The organism is Enterobacter cloacae complex sp. HYC074_NIDB, from assembly GCF_056673345.1.
This window is the reverse complement of the sequence record NZ_CP114214.1, coordinates 2,876,801-2,900,814: the sequence shown is the minus strand read 5'-3', so window position 1 is coordinate 2,900,814 and position 24,014 is coordinate 2,876,801. Positions and strand designations below refer to the sequence as shown.

At 57.6% G+C, this 24,014-nt stretch carries 21 protein-coding genes; 20 read left to right on the top strand and 1 reads right to left on the bottom strand.

The window, feature by feature from the left end; genetic code table 11:
* The first annotated feature begins 1 nt into the window (after nt 1).
* The 5 genes from flhC (at nt 2) to cheW (ending at nt 5,054) form a co-directional block, all read left to right on the top strand.
* Nucleotides 2-580 carry a flagellar transcriptional regulator FlhC gene (gene flhC, locus O1724_RS14125; protein WP_003859695.1) on the top strand — a complete coding sequence of 193 codons (579 nt, stop codon included), beginning with the start codon at nt 2-4 and terminating at the stop codon, nt 578-580.
* Nucleotides 581-703: 123 nt separating this feature from the next.
* Nucleotides 704-1,591 (top strand): flagellar motor stator protein MotA, encoded by an 888-nt coding sequence (gene motA / locus O1724_RS14120; protein WP_003859696.1) that lies wholly within the window; start codon nt 704-706, stop codon nt 1,589-1,591.
* Complete coding sequence (motB, locus tag O1724_RS14115) at nt 1,588-2,517, top strand: flagellar motor protein MotB (protein WP_003859697.1); 930 nt, start codon at nt 1,588-1,590, stop codon at nt 2,515-2,517. Before motA ends, motB begins: the two co-directional genes overlap by 4 nt.
* Nucleotides 2,518-2,521: 4 nt before the next feature.
* Entirely contained in the window at nt 2,522-4,531 is a 2,010-nt protein-coding gene (cheA, locus tag O1724_RS14110; RefSeq protein WP_003859698.1) for a chemotaxis protein CheA, read from the top strand.
* Between the two features lie 19 nt (nt 4,532-4,550).
* The gene (cheW, locus tag O1724_RS14105; RefSeq protein ID WP_003859699.1) at nt 4,551-5,054 is read left to right on the top strand and encodes a chemotaxis protein CheW; all 504 of its coding nucleotides are present in this window, start codon (nt 4,551-4,553) and stop codon (nt 5,052-5,054) included.
* 45 nt (nt 5,055-5,099) lie between these two features.
* Here the strand turns inward: cheW and O1724_RS14100 are convergent, their stop codons facing one another.
* Entirely contained in the window at nt 5,100-6,359 is a 1,260-nt protein-coding gene (locus O1724_RS14100) for a dicarboxylate/amino acid:cation symporter (RefSeq protein ID WP_003859700.1), read from the bottom strand.
* Nucleotides 6,360-6,785: 426 nt separating this feature from the next.
* Between O1724_RS14100 and O1724_RS14095 the strand changes: the two genes are divergently transcribed.
* The 15 genes from O1724_RS14095 to O1724_RS14025 all read left to right on the top strand — a co-directional run bounded on the left by O1724_RS14095 (nt 6,786) and on the right by O1724_RS14025 (nt 24,011).
* The gene (locus O1724_RS14095; RefSeq protein ID WP_126297000.1) at nt 6,786-7,358 is read left to right on the top strand and encodes a spore coat protein U domain-containing protein; all 573 of its coding nucleotides are present in this window, start codon (nt 6,786-6,788) and stop codon (nt 7,356-7,358) included.
* A gap of 7 nt (nt 7,359-7,365) precedes the next feature.
* Nucleotides 7,366-7,914 (top strand): Csu type fimbrial protein, encoded by a 549-nt coding sequence (locus tag O1724_RS14090; RefSeq protein ID WP_032609535.1) that lies wholly within the window; start codon nt 7,366-7,368, stop codon nt 7,912-7,914.
* Between the two features lie 16 nt (nt 7,915-7,930).
* Nucleotides 7,931-8,692, top strand: coding sequence for a fimbrial biogenesis chaperone (locus tag O1724_RS14085; protein ID WP_022651454.1), 762 nt, complete (start codon nt 7,931-7,933; stop codon nt 8,690-8,692).
* Entirely contained in the window at nt 8,668-11,052 is a 2,385-nt protein-coding gene (locus tag O1724_RS14080) for a fimbria/pilus outer membrane usher protein (protein ID WP_414539869.1), read from the top strand. The genes O1724_RS14085 and O1724_RS14080 overlap by 25 nt, the downstream gene beginning before the upstream one ends.
* The gene (locus tag O1724_RS14075; protein ID WP_047051630.1) at nt 11,049-12,011 is read left to right on the top strand and encodes a Csu type fimbrial protein; all 963 of its coding nucleotides are present in this window, start codon (nt 11,049-11,051) and stop codon (nt 12,009-12,011) included. Before O1724_RS14080 ends, O1724_RS14075 begins: the two co-directional genes overlap by 4 nt.
* A gap of 85 nt (nt 12,012-12,096) precedes the next feature.
* Nucleotides 12,097-13,764: a methyl-accepting chemotaxis protein II gene (gene tar / locus O1724_RS14070; RefSeq protein ID WP_126296998.1), complete on the top strand. Its 1,668-nt coding sequence runs from the start codon at nt 12,097-12,099 to the stop codon at nt 13,762-13,764.
* A 44-nt stretch (nt 13,765-13,808) separates the two neighbouring features.
* A complete protein-coding gene (gene tap, locus O1724_RS14065) occupies nt 13,809-15,410 on the top strand; it encodes a methyl-accepting chemotaxis protein IV (protein ID WP_022651450.1) in 1,602 nt (533 codons plus the stop codon).
* Between the two features lie 19 nt (nt 15,411-15,429).
* Nucleotides 15,430-16,296 (top strand): protein-glutamate O-methyltransferase CheR, encoded by an 867-nt coding sequence (cheR, locus tag O1724_RS14060; protein ID WP_003859714.1) that lies wholly within the window; start codon nt 15,430-15,432, stop codon nt 16,294-16,296.
* The gene (locus O1724_RS14055) at nt 16,293-17,342 is read left to right on the top strand and encodes a protein-glutamate methylesterase/protein-glutamine glutaminase (RefSeq protein WP_126296997.1); all 1,050 of its coding nucleotides are present in this window, start codon (nt 16,293-16,295) and stop codon (nt 17,340-17,342) included. Before cheR ends, O1724_RS14055 begins: the two co-directional genes overlap by 4 nt.
* Before the next feature lie 17 nt (nt 17,343-17,359).
* Entirely contained in the window at nt 17,360-17,749 is a 390-nt protein-coding gene (gene cheY, locus O1724_RS14050; protein WP_000763862.1) for a chemotaxis response regulator CheY, read from the top strand.
* Nucleotides 17,750-17,759: 10 nt separating this feature from the next.
* Nucleotides 17,760-18,404: a protein phosphatase CheZ gene (gene cheZ / locus O1724_RS14045; protein ID WP_003859718.1), complete on the top strand. Its 645-nt coding sequence runs from the start codon at nt 17,760-17,762 to the stop codon at nt 18,402-18,404.
* Nucleotides 18,405-18,554: 150 nt separating this feature from the next.
* Nucleotides 18,555-19,703, top strand: coding sequence for a flagellar biosynthesis protein FlhB (gene flhB, locus O1724_RS14040; protein ID WP_126296996.1), 1,149 nt, complete (start codon nt 18,555-18,557; stop codon nt 19,701-19,703).
* Nucleotides 19,696-21,774, top strand: coding sequence for a flagellar biosynthesis protein FlhA (flhA, locus tag O1724_RS14035; RefSeq protein ID WP_126296995.1), 2,079 nt, complete (start codon nt 19,696-19,698; stop codon nt 21,772-21,774). Before flhB ends, flhA begins: the two co-directional genes overlap by 8 nt.
* Nucleotides 21,774-22,166 carry a flagellar protein FlhE gene (gene flhE / locus O1724_RS14030; RefSeq protein ID WP_048240552.1) on the top strand — a complete coding sequence of 131 codons (393 nt, stop codon included), beginning with the start codon at nt 21,774-21,776 and terminating at the stop codon, nt 22,164-22,166. Before flhA ends, flhE begins: the two co-directional genes overlap by 1 nt.
* Before the next feature lie 261 nt (nt 22,167-22,427).
* Nucleotides 22,428-24,011 (top strand): MFS transporter, encoded by a 1,584-nt coding sequence (locus O1724_RS14025; RefSeq protein WP_126296994.1) that lies wholly within the window; start codon nt 22,428-22,430, stop codon nt 24,009-24,011.
* Nucleotides 24,012-24,014: the final 3 nt, after the last annotated feature.

Below are 24,014 nucleotides of genomic sequence, written 5' to 3'. Positions count from 1 at the left end.
AATGAGCGAAAAAAGCATTGTTCAGGAAGCCCGTGATATCCAGCTGGCAATGGAACTCATCACGCTGGGCGCGCGTTTACAAATGCTGGAAAGCGAGACGCAGTTGAGCCGTGGTCGTCTGATCAAGCTGTACAAAGAACTGCGTGGTAGCCCGCCGCCAAAAGGCATGCTGCCGTTTTCCACTGACTGGTTCATGACCTGGGAGCAGAACATTCATGCTTCCATGTTCTGTAATGCCTGGCAGTACCTGCTTAAAACGGGGTTATGCAGCGGCGTTGATGCCGTGATCAAAGCCTACAAACTTTACCTTGAGCAATGCCCGCAGCAGGAAGAGGGACCTCTGCTGGCGCTGACCCGCGCCTGGACGCTGGTGCGTTTTGTTGAAAGCGGCATGCTTGAATTGTCGCGCTGCAACTGCTGTGACGGCAATTTTATTACCCACGCGCATCAGCCTGCGGGCAGCTTCGCCTGTAGTTTGTGCCAGCCTCCATCCCGAGCCGTAAAAAGACGTAAACTTTCCCGGGATGCTGCCGATATTATTCCACAACTGCTGGATGAACAGATCGAACACGCTGTTTAACCCGAACCTGTGGGCAAGATTCCAGCAGCGGTAAGCGATTACCGCTGCTTTTTTTTACCCTGCGTTCAGGTCTCGCGCTCGAAATGAACGTCCTGCCATAGTCACTAGCGGAAGGATGATGTCGTGCTTATCTTATTAGGTTACCTGGTAGTTCTCGGTACAGTTTTCGGCGGTTACATGATGACCGGCGGGCACCTTGGAGCACTCTATCAACCGGCTGAACTTGTCATCATCGGCGGTGCAGGGGTAGGGGCTTTTATCGTTGGTAACAACGGTAAATCGATTAAGGGCACGCTGAAGGCGATTCCGCTGCTGTTTCGTCGCTCGAAATACACCAAAAGCATGTATATGGATCTGCTGGCGCTGCTCTATCGCCTGATGGCGAAGTCACGTCAGCAGGGGATGTTCTCGCTGGAGCGGGACATCGAAAATCCGAAAGAGAGCGAAATTTTCGCCAGCTACCCGCGTATTCTGGCCGACGCGATGATGCTCGATTTTATCGTCGATTACCTGCGCCTGATCATCAGCGGCAACATGAACACCTTCGAAATTGAAGCCCTGATGGACGAAGAGATTGAAACCCATGAGAGCGAATCCGAAGTGCCGGCCAACAGCCTGGCGCTGGTGGGCGACTCGCTTCCGGCGTTCGGCATCGTGGCGGCGGTAATGGGCGTGGTACATGCTCTGGCCTCGGCGGATCGCCCGGCGGCTGAGCTGGGCGCGCTGATTGCCCACGCGATGGTGGGGACGTTCCTCGGTATTTTACTGGCCTACGGCTTTATCTCCCCGCTGGCGAGCGTGCTGCGCCAGAAGAGCGCCGAAACCACCAAAATGATGCAGTGCGTGAAAATTACGCTGCTCTCAAACCTCAACGGTTATGCTCCGCCGATCGCCGTCGAATTTGGTCGTAAGACGCTCTACTCCAGCGAACGTCCGTCGTTTATCGAACTGGAAGAGCACGTGCGCGCGGTGAAAAACCCCAACCAACAGACGACAACTGAGGACGCATGAAAAACCAGTCCCATCCGATCGTCATCGTAAAAAAGCGCAAGCATAAGGGGCACGGGCACGGTTCTCACGGCTCCTGGAAGATCGCGTACGCCGACTTTATGACCGCCATGATGGCGTTCTTCCTGGTGATGTGGCTGATCTCCATCTCCAGCCCGAAAGAGCTTATCCAGATTGCGGAATATTTCAGGACGCCGCTGGCGACGGCGGTCACCGGCGGGCCGCGCATTTCGAACAGCGACAGCCCGATCCCCGGCGGCGGTGACGATTACACCCAGCAGCAGGGCGAAGTGAAAAAACAGCCTAACATCGACGAGCTGAAAAAACGGATGGAGCAGGCGCGCCTGAAAAAACTGCGCGGTGACCTGGATCAGCTGATTGAAGCGGACCCCAAGCTGCGTGCGCTGCGTCCGCATCTGAAAATTGACCTGGTACAGGAAGGGCTGCGTATTCAGATCATCGACAGCCAGAACCGGCCGATGTTTAAAACCGGCAGCGCCGATGTCGAGCCCTACATGCGCGATATTCTGCGTGCGATTGCACCGGTACTGAACGGTATTCCTAACCGCATTAGCCTGTCCGGACACACGGATGATTTCCCGTACGCCACGGGAGAGAAAGGATACAGCAACTGGGAGCTTTCTGCCGATCGCGCCAACGCCTCGCGTCGCGAGCTGGTGGCGGGTGGGCTTGATGATGGCAAGGTCCTGCGCGTGGTCGGCATGGCTGCAACCATGCGCCTTACCGACCGCGGACCGGATGACGCCATCAACCGTCGTATCAGTCTTTTAGTGCTGAACCAGCAGGCGGAGCAGGCCATCCTGCATGAAAACGCCGAAAGTCAGAATGAGTCACTGGACGATTTAAAACAGCCTGGGGCCGTCCCTTCGGCTGCCGTTCCAACATCGCCACCAGCCAATCCGAGGTGATAGCGTGAGCATGGATATTACCGATTTTTACCAGACATTTTTTGATGAAGCCGACGAATTGTTGGCCGATATGGAGCAACATTTGCTGGATCTGGTGCCCGAGGCGCCGGACTCAGAACAGCTCAATGCCATCTTCCGTGCGGCGCATTCCATTAAAGGCGGAGCCGGAACGTTTGGATTTACCATTTTGCAGGAAACCACCCATTTAATGGAAAACCTGCTGGATGAAGCACGACGCGGTGAGATGCAGCTCAATACCGACATTATCAACCTGTTTTTGGAAACGAAAGATATTATGCAGGAACAGCTCGACGCCTATAAAAGTTCGGCAGAGCCTGATGCCGCCAGCTTTGAATACATCTGCAACGCGCTGCGTCAGTTAGCGCTGGAAGCCAAAGGTGAGGCGTCTGCGCCCGCTGTCCCTGCGGCAAAACTGAGCGTTGTTGACGCCGTGGCCGAACCCGCTACGGCGCCTGACGCGCCCGCAGGAAAACTGCGCGTGGTGCTGTCACGTCTGAAGGAGAACGAGGTCAACCTGCTGGAAGAGGAGCTGGGGAACCTGGCGACGCTCAGCAACGTGGTGAAGGGCAAAGACAGCCTGGCCGCGACGCTTGACGGCGGGATCGGTCAGGATGACATCGTGGCAGTGCTCTGCTTCGTCATTGAAGCGGATCAGATTGCGTTTGAAACCGAGGCGGCGGCCGTTGAAGCGCCAGCTCCGGCAGAGAATACCCCTGCGGTAGTTGCCGCTGCCCCGGCACTGAAAGCCGTGCCAAAAGAGACGGCTGCCCCGGCCCGCGGTGAAAAACCGGCGGCGCGTTCCAGCGAGTCCACGAGCATTCGCGTGGCGGTGGAGAAAGTGGATCAGCTAATCAACCTGGTGGGTGAACTGGTGATCACCCAGTCGATGCTGGCCCAGCGTTCCAACGAGCTGGACCCGGTGACTCACGGCGATCTCATCACCAGCATGGGCCAGTTACAACGTAACGCCCGCGATTTGCAGGAATCGGTGATGTCCATCCGCATGATGCCGATGGAATATGTCTTTAGCCGCTTCCCGCGCCTGGTGCGCGACCTGGCCGGCAAGCTCAACAAACAGATCGAACTCACGCTGATGGGCAGCTCCACCGAGCTGGACAAGAGCCTGATCGAACGCATTATCGACCCGTTAACGCACCTGGTGCGTAACAGCCTCGACCACGGCATCGAGCTGCCGGAAAATCGCGTGGCAGCCGGAAAATCGCCCGTGGGCAACCTGATCCTGTCAGCGGAACATCAGGGCGGCAACATCTGCATCGAAGTGACCGATGACGGCGCGGGCCTGAACCGCGAGCGCATTCTGGCGAAGGCGATCTCGCAGGGAATGGCGGTCAACGAAAACATGACGGACGAAGAAGTGGGCATGCTGATTTTTGCCCCGGGCTTCTCAACCGCAGAGCAGGTCACCGACGTTTCCGGCCGTGGCGTGGGCATGGACGTGGTGAAACGTAACATTCAGGAGATGGGCGGTCACGTTGAGATCCAGTCTAAGCAGGGTGCAGGCACCACGATTCGTATCCTGCTGCCGCTGACGCTGGCCATTCTTGACGGCATGTCCGTTAAAGTGGCGGACGAAGTCTTTATTCTGCCGCTGAACGCGGTGATGGAGTCCCTCCAGCCGCGTGAAGAAGATCTGCATCCGCTGGCGGGCGGGGAGCGCGTGCTCGAAGTACGCGGCGAGTATCTGCCGCTGGTGGAACTGTGGAAAGTGTTCGAAGTGGACGGGGCAAAAACCGAGGCCACGCAGGGTATCGTTGTGATCCTGCAAAGCGCCGGACGCCGCTACGCGCTGCTGGTTGATCAGCTGATTGGTCAGCATCAGGTGGTGGTTAAGAACCTGGAAAGCAACTACCGCAAAGTGCCGGGGATCTCTGCTGCCACCATCCTGGGTGATGGTAGCGTCGCGCTGATCGTCGATGTATCGGCACTTCAGGGATTAAATCGTGAACAACGTGTGGCGAACACAGCCGCCTGATTAAGTAAAAGGTAATAACATGACCGGTATGAGTAACGTAACGAAACTGGCGGGCGAGCCATCGGGGCAGGAATTCCTGGTTTTCACTTTAGGTGATGAAGAGTACGGTATCGACATCCTGAAAGTGCAGGAAATTCGTGGTTACGACCAGGTAACGCGCATTGCGAACACGCCAGCGTTTATCAAGGGTGTGACCAACCTGCGCGGTGTGATTGTGCCTATCGTGGACCTGCGCGTGAAATTCAGCCAGGGCGATGTGGAGTACAACGATAACACGGTGGTGATCGTCCTGAATCTGGGGCAGCGCGTGGTGGGGATCGTGGTGGATGGCGTGTCTGATGTACTGTCGCTGACCGCAGATCAAATCCGTCCTGCGCCGGAGTTTGCGGTCACGCTGTCGACGGAATACCTGACGGGGTTGGGTGCGCTCGGCGAGCGTATGCTAATTCTGGTGAATATTGAGAAGCTGCTGAACAGTGAAGAGATGGCGCTGCTGGATATTGCGGCGAATCATGTAGCATAAAATGAAGCCGGGTAAGCGTCAGCGCCACCCGGCTCTTTTGTATCCTTACGCCTCCTGCTCCACCAGCTCTGCCTCCGCTTCCCGCGCCCCTTCATTCTGCGACAGCATCGCCGTCGCAATCCCGTTCCCCAGCACGTTAATGGCGGACCGTCCCATATCCAGGAAATGATCAATCCCCATCAGCAGCAGGATCCCGGCCACCGGAATGTTAAAGCTCGGAATGGTTGCCGCCAGCACCACCAGCGACGAGCGCGGTACACCCGCAATGCCTTTCGAGGCCAGCATCAGCGTTAACATCAGCACCGTCACCTCGGTGAAACTCAGGTGAATGTTGTACGCCTGGGCGATAAACATTGAGGCGAACGAGCAGTAAACCATGGAGCCGACCAGGTTAAACGAGTAGCCGATCGGCAGGACGAAAGAGGCGATATTCCGTGAACAGCCGAAGCGCGCTAACTGCTCCAGCGTTTTCGGGTATGCCGCTTCAGAGCTGCTGGTGGTAAACGCGACCAGCACCGGATCTTTCAGCATCGCCACCAGACGAAAAATCTCTTTTTTCAGCACCATGTAACCTACCGCCAGCAATACCAGACAGGTCAGAAGGATCGCCACATAGTAACCGCCAATAAACGAGGCATAGTTCAGCAAAATGCCCAGCCCCTGGGTGGCAATGACGGACGAAATTGCGGCAAAAATGGCCAGCGGCGCAACGTACATCACGTAGCCCGTCACCTTCAGCATAATGTGGGAGACCACATCCAGCGCCGCGACCAGCGGGGCGTTGAATTTTTGGCCCAGTGACGCGCCGCCAATGCCGAAGAACATCGAGAAGACCACAATTTGCAGGATCTCATTGTTCGCCATCGCGCCGGCAATGCTGGTTGGAATGGTATGTGACAGGAAGGCTTTCAGCGACATCCCACTAACGGCCAGGCCGGTATCAACCGTCTCTGTGGGAATGCTCAGGTTCAGACCGCTGCCGGGTTGTTCAAGGGTAACAATAAACAGCCCCACCAGAATGGAAAGCACAGATGAGCTGATAAACCACACCATCGCTTTACCCCCGACGCGCCCAATCGTCGACGTTTCACCCAGCTTCATAATGCCCACCGTCAGGGTGCTGAACACCAGCGGGGCAATCACCATCTTAATCAGCCGCAGGAAAATATCGGTCAGTAGCGTAATGTTCTCCGACCAGGCCTGTATCGCGTCGGACGAAGCATACTCATGGATCGCCGCACCTGAAAGAATACCCGCCAGCATGAAAATCACGATGAAGAGCGTGAGTTTGTTTGCACTTGCCACAAAAAGATCCTCTATGCGCTAAAAGAGTTTCCTGCGTCGATGCATACAAAATTTTTATTTAAGCGCAGGAAAATATTCGAGGCATAAATTGAAGTAAAGCTGCGTGAGTTACAACTTGTTTTTAATTTTTATGAAATTCGTTGTTTTTATCATAACGATATATTGTGATGCAGATCACATTACACGCGATATATCCTCAGATTAAGCAAGAATAATGCCCGTTTTATTTTGCTAACTCTTTGTAATGTTTGTTAATAGTCTGTTAATTGGGGGCGGGTGTCTCACCTTCGTTGAAAGTGGTTGAAGCGTGAACCATAAACTAAATTCTCAGTAACCGCGCCGGGGAATGTTTAAGCGGGGCTAACATACTGAACAGTATGAATAAAATATGGCAAGCGGACCATTATTTCTTCTGGAGGGTGGTAAATGAAAAGAAAACTTCTTTTTATCTGGGCGGGTACACTGCTGACGGCGGCGACTGTCGGTCAGGCGCTGGCAGTCACCAGTAGCGGTACTACCGGGGCGACGCTGACGTTGACGAACGGTTGTTTGATCAACGGCTCGCCAACGCAAAACGGCATTAACTTCGGGACACTCGATTTCGGCACCCATCCTGCGACATGCTCCACCCTGACAACCCAGTTAACCGGGGCCAGCGGCGGAAATACCTTTACCATTCAATGTACCACTGCCAGTTACACGGTGGCGATCACCGGCAACACCAACGCGACCGCACCCGGAACTGTTGTCGGCACCCCCGGCACACCCGCCCGATATCTGGTGAACACCGCCAATGCGGCACAGGGCGTGGCATACAGCCTCTATAGCGACAGCGGGTACAACAACGTGATTGCTAACAACGCCGCGTTGCCCGTAGCTTCCACAGCGGGCGGGGTGAACAGCTATACCCTCTACGGGCGCATAACGGGCGGCGGCAATAGCGTAACGGTTGTACCGGGAACCTATACCGACACGATTAACGTCAGCGTCACCTACTGATTCAGCCATGAAGGCATTGTGTTTATGTCTGCGCGAAAGCGCAGAGGGCGTCGTGCACCCTTTTTTGGCCCTGATCGTCGGGCTGATGATGATCTGCGACGCCAGGGCGGTGACCTCCCAGTCCTTCAGGGTGAGCGCGACGGTAGTACCAGGATGCTCGGTGAGTACCGGCACGGGCGGGCGCTTTGGGACGCTGGATTTTGGAACCCGCAATGGCGTGGACAACACGCCGGTCAGCACCAGCTTTGTCGCCGACGGCGCGTTGTCCATCGCCTGCACACCGGGTGTGGCGCTAAGTATGAGCATTAACGGCGGTCAGAATTATAGCTCTGTGAGGCGGATGACGCGTTCAGGCGGGACAGAGGTGGTCGGTTACCGGCTCTACAGCAGCAGCTCACTGGCCGCGAACAGTGAAATTGGCGTTAACCAGGCCATACCGATTACCTATACCAACAGCAATAACATCGCGTTGCCTCTTTTTGGCGTCGCGCTCCTGACGGGGTTTAGCCTGCCGGGAACATATTCAGATCAACTCACCGTGACCTTGTCATGGTAGGAAAGGGAGAACATCGATGAAGCCATTTTTCAGGCGATCAGGCCTGGTGGGTCTGTTGGGGGCAACGGCTCTGGCAGCGGGCCAGGCGCAGGCAGCGGCAACCATTCTTTTGTGGCCCATCGATCCGTGGCTTTCGGCAGAGGCCAGAGCAACTGAATTGTGGATCCAGAATCAGGGCAACAGCGCCACGACAATGCAGATACGCATTGTGCGCTGGAAACAGGAGGGCGGATATGAGCGTTACACCGCCCAGCAGGATGTGGTCGCCAGCCCGCCGATCGTGACTATCGCTAAAGGCAGTAAACAGCTTATTCGCCTGATCAAGCAGGGGACGATCCCGTCGGGGGTTGAGCAGGCCTACCGCATTATTGTGGATGAAATTCCCCAGCCGGATGCCAAAGCGGAACCGTCCATGGGCCTCAAACTGCAAATGCGCTATTCGATTCCTTTATTTGTTTATGGGCAGGGGATCCCCACCCTCAACGAAGGGGCACACCACGCGCTGGCGAATACCCAACAGCTGAGCTGGCGGGTCGTTCAGGAGGGGGGGAAACCCGCGCTTCAGGTCCGTAATCAGGGGGATGTTCACGTCCGGCTCAGCCAGGTTGCGGTTGAGCAGGGCGGGCAAAAACGCACGGTTGCCGAGGGGCTGCTGGGTTATGTGCTGCCAGGCAGCACCCGAAGCTGGCCGCTTCCGGCAGGGATTTATCAGCCGAACCGGATGAGCGCGCAAATTAATGCCAGGGATACGCAATGGCAATCGACGCCCGTCAACTGAAACCGGCGATGATGATCCTGCTTTGCGTCAGTACCTGCGCCTTTGCCGAAACCGGCGACGACAGTTTACCGCCGCCGCCGGATGCACGGACGATGAACGGCGAAGCAGTATTCCAGCTCGCCCTGGTGCTGAACCACTATGACACGGGTCTGGTGGTGCCGGTGACGCAGCGCGAGGGTGCCTGGTTTATTTCGGGCGCGGATTTGCTCCGCGCCGGGCTGCCGCCCGCGCATGTGCCTGCCGGAGAGGTGAATCTCTCGACGCTTACGTCGGTACGCGCAGAGTACGACAGCACGGCCCAGCGTCTGTTGCTGACGGTCCCCCGGGACTGGGTCGCCGCGCGGATCACGCCGTTCAGCGAACAGAACACGCATAGCAAGCCGCACTATGGCCGCGGCGCGTTGCTCAATTACGACGTTTATACCAACCATTCCGAGCACACGGGCGGCCAGGCGTCGGTCTGGCACGAGTTCCGCTATTTCAATGAGGATTATTCGTTTTCATCGACGGGTTACGCCCGGCAGAATTTCACCGGTAACAGCGGGCAGCAGGAAGGGTACGTGCGCTACGACTCAACGTTTCTGATCACCAACGAGGAAGATGCCACCACCTGGACCGTCGGGGACGTCATCAGCGATGCGCTGAGCTGGAGCACCAGCGTGCGCATGGGCGGGATCAGCTACGGGCGCGACTTCTCCCTGCGTCCTGATCTGGTGACCTGGCCGCTGCCGGCGTTTTCCGGCGAGGCGGCTGTCCCGACCTCGGTCGATCTCTTTATTAATGGCTACCGTTCCGGCTCCACCCGCCTTCAGCCGGGGCCGTTTCCCCTCACCAATCTGCCGTATATCAACGGTGCCGGGGATGCGGTGCTGGTTACCACTGATGCGCTGGGTCGTCAGGTGAGTACCACGCTGCCGTTTTATGTCAGCAGCGATCTGCTTAAGCAGGGGTTAAGCGACGGCGCCGTGACGCTGGGCAGCCTGCGGCGTAACTACGGTATTGAGAATTTTGACTATGGCCCGGCGGCGGGCAGCGGATCGTATCGCTACGGGGTGACCGACTGGCTGACGCTGGAGGGGCATGCGGAAGGGGCGGAGTCGCTGGCGCTCGGCGGAGCGGGCACGGTGCTGAAGCTCGGGCGTTTTGGCGTGGTAAATACCTCGTGGACCCAAAGCCGCATGCGCGGCGATAGCGGCGGCCAGATAAACTGGGGCTATCAGTACAACACCAGCGAGTTTAGCGTAGCGACCCAGCATACCCGGCGCGACCGTGGCTTCGGCAACCTCGCCCTGTACGATCAGCCCACCGTTTATGATGAAAATGATAACCCCGTTGCCAGCCTGAGCCGCAATACCGACCAGTATTCCTTAACCTTTAACCTCGGCGGTTACGGCAATATCGGCGCGGCGTGGATCGGGGTTGAAAGTTTTGACAGCAAAAAAACTGAGCTGCTCAACCTCTCCTGGAGCCGTAATTTGTGGGGCTCAAGCAGTATTTATCTGGCTGCCAGCCGTGACCAGCAGCGGGGCGACTGGACGGTTGCGCTGTCGTTGCAGGTTCCCCTCGGCGAACGTGACAGCGCCGCCGTCACCTTTGAAAACACTCCTGACGCAGGCAGTACTCAACGCATTAACTACAACCACTCGATGCCTTCAGACGGCGGCTTTAGCTGGAACATGGCCTGGGCCAACCAGTCGCGGTCGAGTAACTATCAGCAGGCCACGCTCGGCTGGCGGAATAACAACGTGGAGCTACAGGGCGGCGGCTACGGTGAGAAGGGCATGATGACCTGGTGGGGCGAGGCGATGGGTTCTGTCGTGTTGATGGACGGTGAGCTATTTGCGGCGAACAAAATCAACGATGCGTTTGTGGTGATCAGCACCGACGGACATCCGGACGTACCCGTCAGCTACGAAAACCAGCCGGTTGGTAAAACCAATAACAAAGGTTATCTGTTGGTCAGCGGCGTTTCCGCCTATTACCCGGCAAGCTACCGCATTGATACCCTGAACTTACCTGCGGATACCCGGCTGAAAGAGACCGAGCGTCGGGTGGCGATTCGTCGGCATAACGGTTATCTGGTGGATTTCCCGATGGAGCAGGAGCGGGTTGCCAGCGTCATTCTGCACGATGCGCAGGGCAATGCGATCCCGGTGGGAAGCCAGGTCAGACGCGCATCCCGCAGCAGCGCGGTTGTCGGCTATGACGGCCTCGCCTGGCTGGAAAACCTCAACGATGTGAATCCGCTTGAGGTCATCACCCCGGAGGGTAAACGCTGTACGGCAACGCTGACCGTTGGCGCAAACCCTGAGCATAAGCTGCAAACCTACGGTCCGCTGACCTGTCGGGAGGCGCCGTGAGACGCCTGTTAATCGCGCTTCTGCTGCTGTGCTCCGGCGGCAGCTGGGCGGCCTGTACCGTCAGTACGGTGAATGCCTCGTTTGGCAGCGTCACCTCGTTCGCACTCAGCGGTACCGGGGAAGTGGAAACGACGGGCACGCTGGTGGTGACCTGCGATACCGTTCTCAACCTGTTAACCAACGACTCGGTGACGCTGAATTACACTTCGGCATCCGTCTTCGCGAATAGCCGGGCGACCATGAAGCGTACGGACAACGCGGCTATTACCGATGTCATCCCTGTGCGCCTGTGCGGGGCGTCCGGCTGCGGCGGAAACAGTGAAGTACAAATCAGCAAAGCCTATACCTGGAGCGGAAACACGCTGCTCGGGCTGCTGGGTTCAAGGCGCTACAACATTCCCCTTTATTTCCGGACCGTAATGGGGCAGAACGTCACCGCCGGGCCATATCAGGTGTTGTTAACGTTCAGCATTAACTACAACGTGTGCGCCGTTGGCGCGGTCGGAGCGTGCCTGACCCCGCAAACCGGCACGGCAACCACCTCGATCCTCCTCAACATGACCGTCACCAACGATTGCAGCACCATGACCACGCCGGACGTGAATTTTAACAGCGCGCCGCTGGTGCAAAATTTTCCTACCGTTTCACAGTCGGTTGCCGTCACCTGCACCAAGGGCAGCACCTACACCATAGGCATTAATAATGGTGCAAATGCCCTGAACAACGTGCGTCGTATGGTCAGCGGCAGCAACTTCATGAGTTACGACATCTACAAAGAGGCGACCAGCAACCGCTGGGGCGGCAGCGGCAGCGAGCGCTGGGCCAGCGCCAGCTCATCGCAGGTCAGTACGGACGGGCTTTTACGTACCTACAACTACACCGCCAAAGTTCTGACCAGCCAGGCCACGCCGCCTGCCGGAACCTACACCGATACGCTGATTGTCGACGTCGCATTCTGACTCCTGCGCTTTTCCCTTTCGCAAATGTAAAGTTCCTGTGGCCTGTGCCGATAACACCGTTAATAAATCTATGAGAAGGTGTTGCATGTTGAACCGTATCCGCGTTGTCACAATGCTTATGATGGTGCTGGTCATTTTCGCACTTCTTCAGCTTACTTCTGGCGGCCTCTTTTTCTCGTCGTTAAAACAGAACCAGGACAGCTTCGCGGCCTCGAACGATTTGCGAATGCAGCAAAGCGAACTGACCACGACCTGGGATCTGATGTTGCAGACGCGTATCAACCTGAGCCGCTCGTCTGCCCGCATGATGATGGACCCAAATAACCAGCAGAGCAGCGCAAAAACGGAACTGCTGAAGAATGCGCGCGCCACGCTGGCAGACGCGGCGAAACATTACGACACCTTCAAAAAAATCGCCCCTCAGCCGGCAATGGCGCAGGCGAGCGCGAACATAGATGAAAAATATCAGGCCTACTTCGCCGGCCTCACGGAGCTGGTGCAGTTCCTGGAGAAGGGCAATATGGACGCCTATTTCGCGCAGCCGACCCAGGGAATGCAGAACGCCCTCGGCGCGGCGCTCGGCGAGTACGCCAAAGTCAGTGGCGAGCTTTATCACTCCGCCTTTACGCAAAGCCAGAACGACTACCGTTTCGCGAAATGGCAGATGGCGGTTCTCGCCCTCGCGCTGGTCATTGTGCTGGTGGCCGTGTGGTACGGCATTCGTCATATCCTTCTTAACCCGCTTGGCCGCGTCATTGCCCATATCCGTGATATAGGCCGGGGCGATCTCACGAAAACGCTGTCCGTTATTGGCCGCAATGAGATCTCCGAGCTGGCAACCAGCGTCGACCATATGCAGCGTTCGCTGATTGATACCGTCGCCAACGTGCGCGAGGGGGCGGATGCCATCTATACCGGCACGAGTGAAATCGCGATGGGCAACAACGATCTTTCGTCCCGTACCGAACAGCAGGCGTCCGCTCTGGAAGAGACGGCGGCCAGCATGGAGCAGCTCACCGCGACCGTGAAGCAGAATGCCGACAACGCCCGTCAGGCGTCGCAGCTTGCAGAAAGCGCGTCCGATACCGCCCAGCGCGGGGGTCGGGTGGTCGACGGCGTGGTGAAAACCATGCATGACATTGCCGACAGCTCGAAGAAAATCGCCGACATCATCAGCGTTATCGACGGCATCGCCTTCCAGACCAACATCCTGGCGCTGAACGCGGCCGTTGAAGCGGCGCGTGCGGGCGAGCAGGGCCGCGGGTTTGCCGTAGTCGCCGGCGAAGTGCGTAACCTCGCCAGCCGCAGCGCCAATGCGGCGAAAGAGATCAAAGCTCTGATTGAAGACTCTGTTTCACGCGTGGATACCGGCTCGGTGCTGGTGGAAAGTGCGGGTGAAACCATGAATGACATCGTGAATGCCGTGACGCGCGTGACGGACATCATGGGTGAAATCGCCTCTGCATCGGATGAGCAGAGTCGTGGTATTGACCAGGTCGCCCTGGCGGTATCGGAAATGGATCGTGTGACGCAGCAAAACGCCGCCCTGGTGCAGGAGTCCGCTGCCGCGGCCGCTGCGCTGGAGGACCAGGCGAGCCGCCTGAAAATGGCCGTCTCGGCGTTCCGCCTTACTTCAAAAACAACAAATACGGTCAGCTCGCGATCGGTGTACGGCGAAGCAGCCCCGGCGCCCGTGACAGCACGTACGCGCGCAGCGGTGACCGGACGAGATGAAAACTGGGAAACATTTTGACTGACAATTAAACCGCGGCTGCTTGCCGCTTGATGGGAGCGTGGATGTTAAATCGTATTCGTATCTCGACCACACTGTTTTTGATTCTGATCCTGTGTGGGGTTTTGCAGGTTGGCAGTAACGGGTTGTCTTTCTGGGCGTTTCGCGATGGCTATCAGAATTTGCAGGAAGTTGAGACGAGTAATCAGCAGCGCTCCGCACTGGCACAAACGCGTGCCGTGCTGTTGCAGGCAAGCACTGCGCTGAACAAAGCAGGGACGTTAACCGCGCTGAGCTATCCGCCGGAGGATATTAAGGCGCTGATGGTTGTGGCCCGCAGCAGCCTGAAGCAGGCCGACGCGCAGTTCAAGGCCTTTACGGCGCAGGAGGCGGTCAGTGAGAAAGAGAAAGCGCTCAAAGTCGCCATGAAAAAGACCTTTGATGTGTGGTACGGCGATCTCGACCATCAGGCGACGTGGCTGGAGAACAACCAGCTTTCTGACTTCCTGACCGCGCCGGTGCAGGCGTCTCAGGCGGCGTTTGACGACAGCTTTAACGCATGGCAGCAGGATATTAACCAGTTTGTGGCGCGTGCCGGTGCGGACAGCCGTACCAGTTACCGCATGTCAGGGGTGATATTCCTGACTATGGTAATCCTGGCGGCCCTGCTGACCGGCGGCTCGCTGTGGTGGTCGCGCAAAATGATCGTCCAGCCGCTGGCCATCGTCAGCAGTCACTTCGACAGTATTGCGAAGGGCGACCTGGCGCGTCCGGTGGCCGTGTATGGCAGGAATGAAATATCAGCGATTTTCGCCAGCCTGAAGGCGATGCAGAGTTCGCTGCGGGAAACGGTAAGCAACGTTCGCCAGGGCAGTTACGCCATGCATACCGGGATCTCCGAGATTGCGGCAGGCAATAACGACCTCTCTTCCCGCACTGAACAGCAGGCGGCATCGCTGGCGCAGACGGCGGCCAGCATGGAGCAGCTGACCGCGACGGTAAGCCAGAACGCCGATAACGCGCGTCAGGCGTCCGACTTGTCAAAACAGGCAGCGATGACGGCGAAACGTGGGGGCGATCAGGCTTCTCATGTTGCCAGCACGATGCAGGAGATTGCCGCCAGCTCGCAGAAAATTGGCGACATTATCAGCGTTATCGACGGGATCGCGTTCCAGACCAATATTCTGGCGCTGAACGCGGCGGTGGAAGCGGCGCGTGCCGGCGAGCAGGGGCGCGGGTTCGCGGTGGTTGCCGGTGAAGTCCGAAACCTCGCCAGCCGCAGCGCCAATGCGGCGAAAGAGATCAAAGGGCTGATAGAAGAGTCGGTCTCCCGCGTTCAGCAGGGCTCCGCGCTGGTGGATACCGCCGCGCAGACCATGCACGAGATAGTCACCTCCGTGACGCGGGTTAACGACATTATGGGCGAGATTGCCTCGGCGTCTGATGAACAACGCCGTGGTATTGAGCAGGTGGCGCAGGCCGTTACACAGATGGATCAGGTTACACAGCAGAACGCCTCACTGGTGGAAGAGGCGGCGGCTGCGACCGATCAGCTGGCAAACCAGGCGGATCACCTTACCGGGTTAGTCGCCGTATTTAATGTGAAAGAGCACGTTGAAGCAGTAACAGAAGTCGGACGGTCACAGGCCGTGCCCGTTGTATCCTGAATGTGATTGAGAAGGCGCTATGACATCACCCATGCCCTCAGGGCAAACGTCATTATTGTTGCAGATGACACAGCGCCTCGCGCTGTCCGACGCGCATTTTCGTCGGATATGTCAGTTAATCTACCAGCGTGCGGGGATCGTGCTTGCGGACCATAAGCGAGACATGGTCTACAACCGGCTGGTGCGGCGCTTGCGCACGCTGGGGCTGGACGATTTTGGCCGCTATCTGAGCATGCTCGAAGCGAACCAGAACAGCGCCGAATGGCAGGCATTTATCAACTCATTAACCACCAACCTGACCGCGTTTTTCCGCGAGGCGCATCACTTCCCGGTGCTGGCGGAACACGCCCGCCGCCGTGGCGGAGAGTATCGCGTCTGGAGCGCGGCGGCCTCTACCGGGGAAGAGCCGTACTCGCTGGCCATCACCCTGGCGGACACCCTGGGCATGGCGCCGGGTCGCTGGAAAGTATACGCCAGCGACATCGACACGGAAGTGCTGGAAAAAGCCCGTAACGGCGTTTATCGCCAGGATGAGCTGAAAACGCTGTCTCCCCAGCAGCTACAGCGTTACTTCATGCGCGGTACCGGCCCGCATGAAGGACTGGTGCGCGTACGCCAGGAGCTGGCGAACTGCGTGGAATTTGCCCCCGTTAATTTACTGGATAAGCAGTACAACGTGCCGGGGCCATTCGACGCCATTTTTTGCCGTAACGTGATGATCTATTTTGATAAAACGACGCAGCAGGACATTTTGCGTCGCTTTGTTCCGTTGCTCAAGCCTGACGGTTTACTGTTTGCCGGGCACTCGGAAAACTTCAGCAACCTCGTGCGTGAGTTTAGCCTGCGTGGGCAAACGGTATATGCGCTGAGTAAGGAAAAAGCATGAGTAAAATCAGGGTATTGTCTGTCGATGATTCGGCGCTGATGCGTCAGATCATGACCGAAATCATCAATAGCCACAGCGATATGGAGATGGTGGCGACAGCGCCCGATCCGCTGGTCGCGCGGGATTTAATCAAAAAATATAACCCCGACGTGCTGACGCTGGATGTTGAAATGCCGCGCATGGATGGCATCGATTTCCTGGAAAAATTAATGCGCCTGCGCCCGATGCCGGTGGTGATGGTGTCATCTCTGACCGGTAAGGGTTCAGAAATCACCCTGCGCGCGCTGGAGCTGGGGGCGGTGGATTTTGTCACCAAGCCGCAGCTCGGCATTCGCGAGGGGATGCTGGCGTACAGCGAGATGATCGCCGAGAAGATCCGCACCGCGTCCCGGGCGAAGCTTGCCGCGCATAAACCGACGGCAGCCCCGGCAACCCTGAAGGCGGGGCCGTTACTCAGCTCGGAAAAGTTGCTGGTGATTGGCGCGTCAACCGGAGGAACAGAGGCAATTCGCCATGTACTCCAGCCATTGCCGCTCTCAAGCCCGGGTATTCTGATTACGCAACATATGCCGCCGGGCTTTACCCGCTCGTTCGCGGAGCGCCTGAATAAGCTGTGCCAGATCAGCGTGAAAGAGGCGGAAGACGGCGAGCGCGTGCTGCCGGGTCAGGCCTATATCGCCCCGGGTGACAAGCACATGGAGCTGGCGCGCAGCGGGGCGAACTATCAAATCAAAATTCATGACGGGCCGCCGGTTAACCGGCACCGTCCGTCGGTGGATGTGCTGTTTCATTCGGTGGCGAAACATGCGGGGCGCAACGCCGTTGGGGTGATCCTGACGGGGATGGGTAACGACGGCGCCGCCGGAATGCTTGCGATGCACCAGGCTGGCGCCTGGACGATTGCGCAGAATGAAGCAAGTTGTGTGGTGTTCGGCATGCCGCGCGAGGCCATCAATATGGGTGGCGTAAGCGAAGTGGTCGATCTTAGCCAGGTAAGCCAGCAGATGCTGGCGAAAATCAGTGCCGGACAGGCAATACGTATTTGACTCAGGAGTATTATTTTATGGCGGATAAAGAGCTTAAGTTTTTGGTTGTGGATGACTTTTCCACCATGCGTCGCATTGTGCGCAACCTGCTGAAAGAGCTGGGCTTCAACAATGTTGAAGAAGCAGAAGACGGGGTGGATGCGCTGAACAAGCTCCAGGCTGGCGGGTTTGGTTTTGTGATTTCCGACTGGAACATGCCGAACATGGACGGTCTCGAACTGCTGAAAACCATCCGCGCGGATGCAGGCATGGCCTCTCTGCCGGTGCTGATGGTGACCGCAGAAGCGAAGAAAGAGAACATTATTGCCGCTGCACAGGCGGGCGCAAGCGGCTACGTGGTGAAGCCATTCACCGCGGCGACTCTGGAAGAGAAGCTCGGGAAGATCTTCGAGAAACTCGGCATGTGAGGTGATGGATATGTTGCAACCTGCTATGAAACCCGTTGAAGAACATTCGCCGAGCGACATTATTGCCCGCATTGGTAGCCTGACCCGCATGCTGCGCGACAGCCTGCGTGAGCTGGGGCTGGACCAGGCGATCGCCGAAGCGGCGGAAGCCATCCCTGACGCGCGCGACCGTCTGGACTACGTCGTGCAGATGACCGCGCAGGCGGCCGAGCGTGCGCTGAACAGCGTTGAAGCCTCGCAGCCGCACCAGGATGCCATGGAGAAGGGTGCGAAAGCGCTGAGCAAACGCTGGGATGAGTGGTTTGAGAACCCTATTGAGCTGGCGGATGCCCGCGAACTGGTAACGGATACCCGTCAGTACCTGGGTGACGTGCCGGGCCACACCAGCTTCACTAACGCCCAGCTGCTGGACATCATGATGGCGCAGGATTTCCAGGACCTTACCGGCCAAGTGATCAAGCGCATGATGGATGTGATTCAGGAGATTGAACGTCAGCTGCTGATGGTGCTGCTGGAGAACATTCCGGAACCGGCTGCCCGTCCGAAACGCGAGAACGAAAGCCTGCTCAATGGTCCACAGCTTGACACCAGCAAAGCGGGCGTGGTGGCAAGCCAGGATCAGGTGGACGATCTGCTGGATAGCCTTGGTTTCTGATTGCCCGTTCTGCCTCAGGTCGTTAACGCGGCCTGAGGCAGCTCAGAACAAAAACAGCGAAAAGAGCCCGAATAAACGGGCTTTTCCCGCCATTGGATTTTCTCTGCGCTGGCATGATACCCGTGAATTAATGGGCTGCGAGCAGGCACAGTGGCAGAAGAGAACGACGACAAAACAGAAGCCCCCACACCCCACCGACTTGAAAAAGCCCGTGAGGATGGGCAGATCCCCCGATCCCGAGAGCTGACATCCCTGCTGATCCTGGTGGTGGGCGTCTGCATAATCTGGTGGGGCGGGGAGATGCTCGCCCGCAGACTGGCGGGAATGCTCTCTGCTGGCTTACGTTTTGATCACAGCATGGTCAATGACCCCAATCTGATCCTCATTCAAATCATCAACCTTGTGAAAAGCGCGATGATCGCCTTGCTGCCGCTGATCGCGGGCGTGGTCATCGTGGCCCTTGTTTCGCCGGTCATGCTCGGTGGCCTGGTGTTCAGCGGTAAATCGCTGCAACCGAAATTCTCCAAGCTCAACCCGCTACCCGGTATTGCGAAAATGTTCTCCGCGCAAACCGGGGCTGAGCTTCTTAAAGCGATCCTGAAATCGCTTCTTATGGGCAGTACAGCCGGGTTTTTTCTGTGGCACGACTGGCCGGAGATGATGCGCCTGATCAGCGAGTCCCCGATGACGGCGATGAAAAATGCCCTGAACCTGGTCGGGTTATGCTCGCTGCTGGTGGTACTCAGCATTATTCCGATGGTGGCGTTCGACGTTATCTTCCAGATCTATTCCCATATCAAAAAGCTGCGAATGTCGCGTCAGGACATCCGCGATGAATATAAACAGATGGAAGGCGACCCCCACGTTAAGGGCCGTATCCGGCAGATGCAGCGTGCCGCCGCGCGTCGGCGCATGATGGAAGATGTGCCGAAAGCCGACGTCATCGTCACCAACCCGACCCACTACTCCGTGGCGCTTCAGTACGACGAAAACAAAATGAGCGCGCCGAAAGTGGTGGCGAAAGGGGCCGGGCTGATTGCGCTGCGCATTCGTGAAATCGCGACGGAAAACCGCGTACCGATCCTGGAAGCACCGCCGCTGGCCCGTGCGCTGTATCGCCACGCGGAAATTGGACAACAGATCCCGGGCCAGCTCTACGCCGCTGTCGCAGAGGTGCTGGCCTGGGTGTGGCAACTGAAACGCTGGCGTTTAGCGGGCGGTCAACGACCTGTAAAACCTGAGAACCTTCCGGTGCCTGAAGCACTGGATTTTTTGAACGAGAAGGACACTGATGGCTAATCTGGTGGCAATGTTGCGCCTGCCCGGCAACCTGAAATCGACGCAATGGCAGATCCTTGCCGGACCGATTCTGATCCTGCTAATTCTGTCGATGATGGTGCTGCCGTTACCGGCATTTATTCTCGACCTGCTTTTCACCTTCAACATTGCGTTGTCCATCATGGTGTTGCTGGTGGCGATGTTCACCCAGCGCACGCTGGAGTTCGCCGCGTTTCCAACGATCCTGCTGTTCACCACGCTGCTGCGTCTCGCGCTGAACGTTGCCTCCACGCGTATCATCCTGATGGAAGGGCACACCGGCGCGGCGGCGGCGGGCAAGGTGGTCGAAGCCTTCGGTCACTTCCTGGTGGGCGGCAACTTCGCCATCGGTATCGTGGTGTTCGTCATTCTGGTGATTATCAACTTCATGGTTATCACTAAAGGGGCGGGGCGTATCGCAGAAGTGGGCGCGCGCTTCGTGCTCGACGGGATGCCGGGTAAGCAGATGGCCATCGACGCCGACCTGAATGCCGGGCTGATCGCGGAAGATGAAGCAAAAAAACGCCGTGCCGAAGTGACCCAGGAGGCAGATTTCTACGGCTCCATGGACGGTGCGAGTAAGTTTGTGCGCGGTGACGCCATCGCGGGCATTCTGATCATGGTGATTAACGTCGTCGGCGGCCTGCTTGTCGGCGTGCTGCAACACGGCATGGACATGGGCCACGCAGCGGAAAGCTATACGCTGCTGACCATTGGTGATGGTCTGGTGGCGCAGATCCCGGCGCTGGTGATCTCCACCGCGGCGGGTGTGATTGTGACCCGCGTCAGCACCGATCAGGATGTAGGCGAGCAGATGGTGGGGCAGTTGTTCAGCAACCCGCGCGTTATGCTGCTCTCCGCGGCGGTACTGGGCCTGCTCGGTATGGTGCCTGGCATGCCAAACCTGGTATTCCTGCTGTTTACTGCCGCGCTGCTGGGCCTTGCCTGGTGGATGCGTGGCCGTGAAACGCAGCCTAAGGCAGAGCCAGCGCCGGTCAAAATGCCTGAGAACACCCAGGCGGTGGAGGCCACCTGGAACGACGTTCAGCTCGAAGATTCGCTGGGGATGGAAGTGGGGTACCGCCTGATCCCGATGGTGGATTTCCAGCAGGATGGTGAACTGCTTGGCCGTATCCGCAGCATTCGTAAAAAATTCGCCCAGGATATGGGCTTCCTGCCGCCGGTGGTCCACATCCGGGACAACATGGATCTCCCGCCCGCGCGCTATCGCATCCTGATGAAAGGGGTAGAAATCGGCAGCGGTGATGCGTACCCCGGCCGCTGGCTGGCAATTAACCCGGGCACGGCCGCAGGCACGTTGCCGGGTGAGCAGACGACCGACCCGGCCTTTGGTCTGGCGGCAATCTGGATTGAGAGCGCTCTGAAAGAGCAGGCGCAGATCCAGGGTTACACGGTTGTTGAGGCCAGTACCGTGGTGGCGACGCACCTCAACCATCTGATTGGCCAGTTCTCTGCGGAACTGTTTGGTCGTCAGGAGGCGCAGCAGCTGCTCGACCGCGTAACGCAGGAGATGCCGAAGCTGACCGAAGATTTAGTGCCGGGCGTGCTGACCTTAACCACCCTGCATAAAGTGCTGCAAAACCTGCTCGACGAGAAGGTGCCCATTCGCGATATGCGTACCATCCTTGAGACGCTGGCCGAACATGCGCCGCTGCAAAGCGTTCCGCACGAACTGACGGCGGTGGTACGCGTGGCGCTCGGACGCGCCATTACCCAGCAATGGTTCCCGGGAACCGGCGAAGTGCAGGTCATTGGCCTGGATACACCGCTGGAACGGCTGCTGCTTCAGGCGTTGCAGGGCGGTGGCGGGCTGGAGCCGGGTCTGGCGGACAGATTACTGGCGCAAACCCAGGAGGCGCTGGCGCGTCAGGAGATGCTGGGCGCGCCGCCGGTGCTGCTGGTGAATCATGCGCTGCGTCCGCTGCTGTCGCGCTTCCTGCGCCGGAGCCTGAACCAGCTGGTGGTGCTGTCGAATATGGAGCTGTCCGATAACCGCAATATTCGCATGACGGCGACCATAGGAGGGAAATAATGCGGAAGTGGCTGGGGATCTTACTTTTCCCGCTGGCGGCGCAGGCCGCAGGCGAGGGGGCATGGCAGGCCAGCAGTATAGGCTTAACGCTCAACCATCGCGGGGAGTCGATCTCCTCCCGTCCGTTGTCCGCCTCTGAGCCCGTGTCCGGGCAGATGACGCTGGTGGCCTGGAATTACACCCTGACGGGACCCACACCGGCCGGGTTGCGGGTGCGGCTGTGCTCTCTGACCCGCTGCGCGGAAATCGAGGGACAAAGTGGCACCACCCAGGCCTTCAACGGGGTGTCTGCTCAGGAGCCTTTACGCTTTATCTGGGAAGTGCCAGGCGGTGGACGTCTGATCCCGGCGCTGAAAGTTCAGCGCAACGAGGTGCTCGTCAACTACCGCTAACTGCCTGCCTTTTCACCAGTCTTCAGGCATTTCTGAAGGCTGGCTCGCAAAATTGACCTTCCCTTTTGATACAAAAGAAACGCCGTTTTATAAATCAGTGACACGCGTATTGACACTCTTTGCATTTTTGCCATTCACCCCTTTGTGATGGCAGAAACAGAAAGGTATCAACAGGTCGATACTTTTACTGTAGCCGTGTAAAAACTCCCGGACGAGGTTTGCTTACAGGGAGTCTCCCAAAACTGATTAGGGTTGACGGCAATGAAAACACGTAAAATTGGACTCGCAAATTATCTTGCTTACGGGTCAGGGGACTTCCTCGGGGCGGGAACCACCGCCCTGACGGCCGCCTGGCTTTTGTATTTTTATACCACCTTCTGTGGACTCACACCGATTGAAGCAACCTTTATCTTCGCCGCCGCAAGGGTGCTGGATGCGGTTGTCAGCCCGTTAATGGGCTTTTTAACCGATAACTTTGGCACCACCTGGCTGGGCAAGCGTTTTGGCCGTCGTAAGTTCTTCATCCTGCTCGGTATTCCCTGCGTTTTCAGCTACTCGCTGATGTGGGTAGGGGACATGAGTTTCTGGTACTACCTGCTGACCTATCTGATCTTTGATATCGTCTACACCATGATCCTGGTGCCATACGAAACGCTGGTGCCGGAGATGACGGACGATTTCAAACAGAAAACCAAATTCTCCGGGGCGCGTATCTCTATGGCGCAGATGTCCGCTATTCTGGCTTCCTTCCTCCCGGGGATCCTGCTCACGCATTTCGGCAAAGACAACGCGATCTCCTTCTTCTATGCAAGCCTGGTCTTCTCCGTACTCTGCGCACTGATGCTTACGTTCGTCTGGTTCTTTACCTGGGAGCGCCCGCGGGAAGAGTGGTCTGAAGCGGCCCTGCGTGCCGAAGAAGAGAAGAAAAAGCTGACCCTGGGGCAGAGCCTGAATCGCCTTTTTGTTGAATTAAGTTCGACGCTGCGTATCAAGATTTTCCGCCAGCATCTGGGGATGTACCTTGGCGGCTACATCGCACAGGACGTCTTTAATGCCGTGTTTACCTATTACGTGGTATTTGTGCTGATGCAGGAGGCGTCAATGGCGTCCAACCTGCTGGGCACGATGGCCATCTTCCAGTTCCTCGCCGTGATCGGCATGATCCCGCTGTGCATTCGCTTCGGACCTGCGCCGTCTTACCGCATGGTGGTCGTGCTGTTTGGCCTGGCCTCGCTCTCTTACGCGGTGCTTTATTACGCGGGCCTGAGCGACGTTTACGCTCTGCTGCTGCTGATCTCTGCGGTTGCCGGTCTTGGTCGCGGGGGGATCAACTACGTACCGTGGAATACCTACACCTACATTGCTGACGTGGACGAAGTGATCACCGGTCAGCGTCGCGAAGGGATCTTCGCGGGCATCATGACGCTGACCCGTAAAGCGTCGCAGGCCGGTGCGGTAATGCTGGTGGGGATCGTGATGCAGATGTCGGGCTTTGTCAGCGGTCAAAAAGTGCAGCCTGCGGAAGTGAGCCACACCATTCTGATGATCCTGAGCGTCGGCACCATTCTGGTACTGTTCTGCGGCTTCCTGGTCTCCCTGCGCTTCAAACTCAATTTGCAGACCCACAGCCCCCTGCGTGAAGAGACCGCGAAAATGCGCGAGTCCGGCCATGCGATGCCGGAGGCGGTGACCCCGCAGGCCCGCGCCACCGTGGAGATGCTGGCCGGTATGCCGTATGAATCCCTGTGGGGCAACAACAATATCGGTTATCTGAATCGCAATAAGCCGGCGGCCCCTTCGCTGAAGGATCGCGCGGTACTGAATTCGACATACAACAGAGGTTAAGAT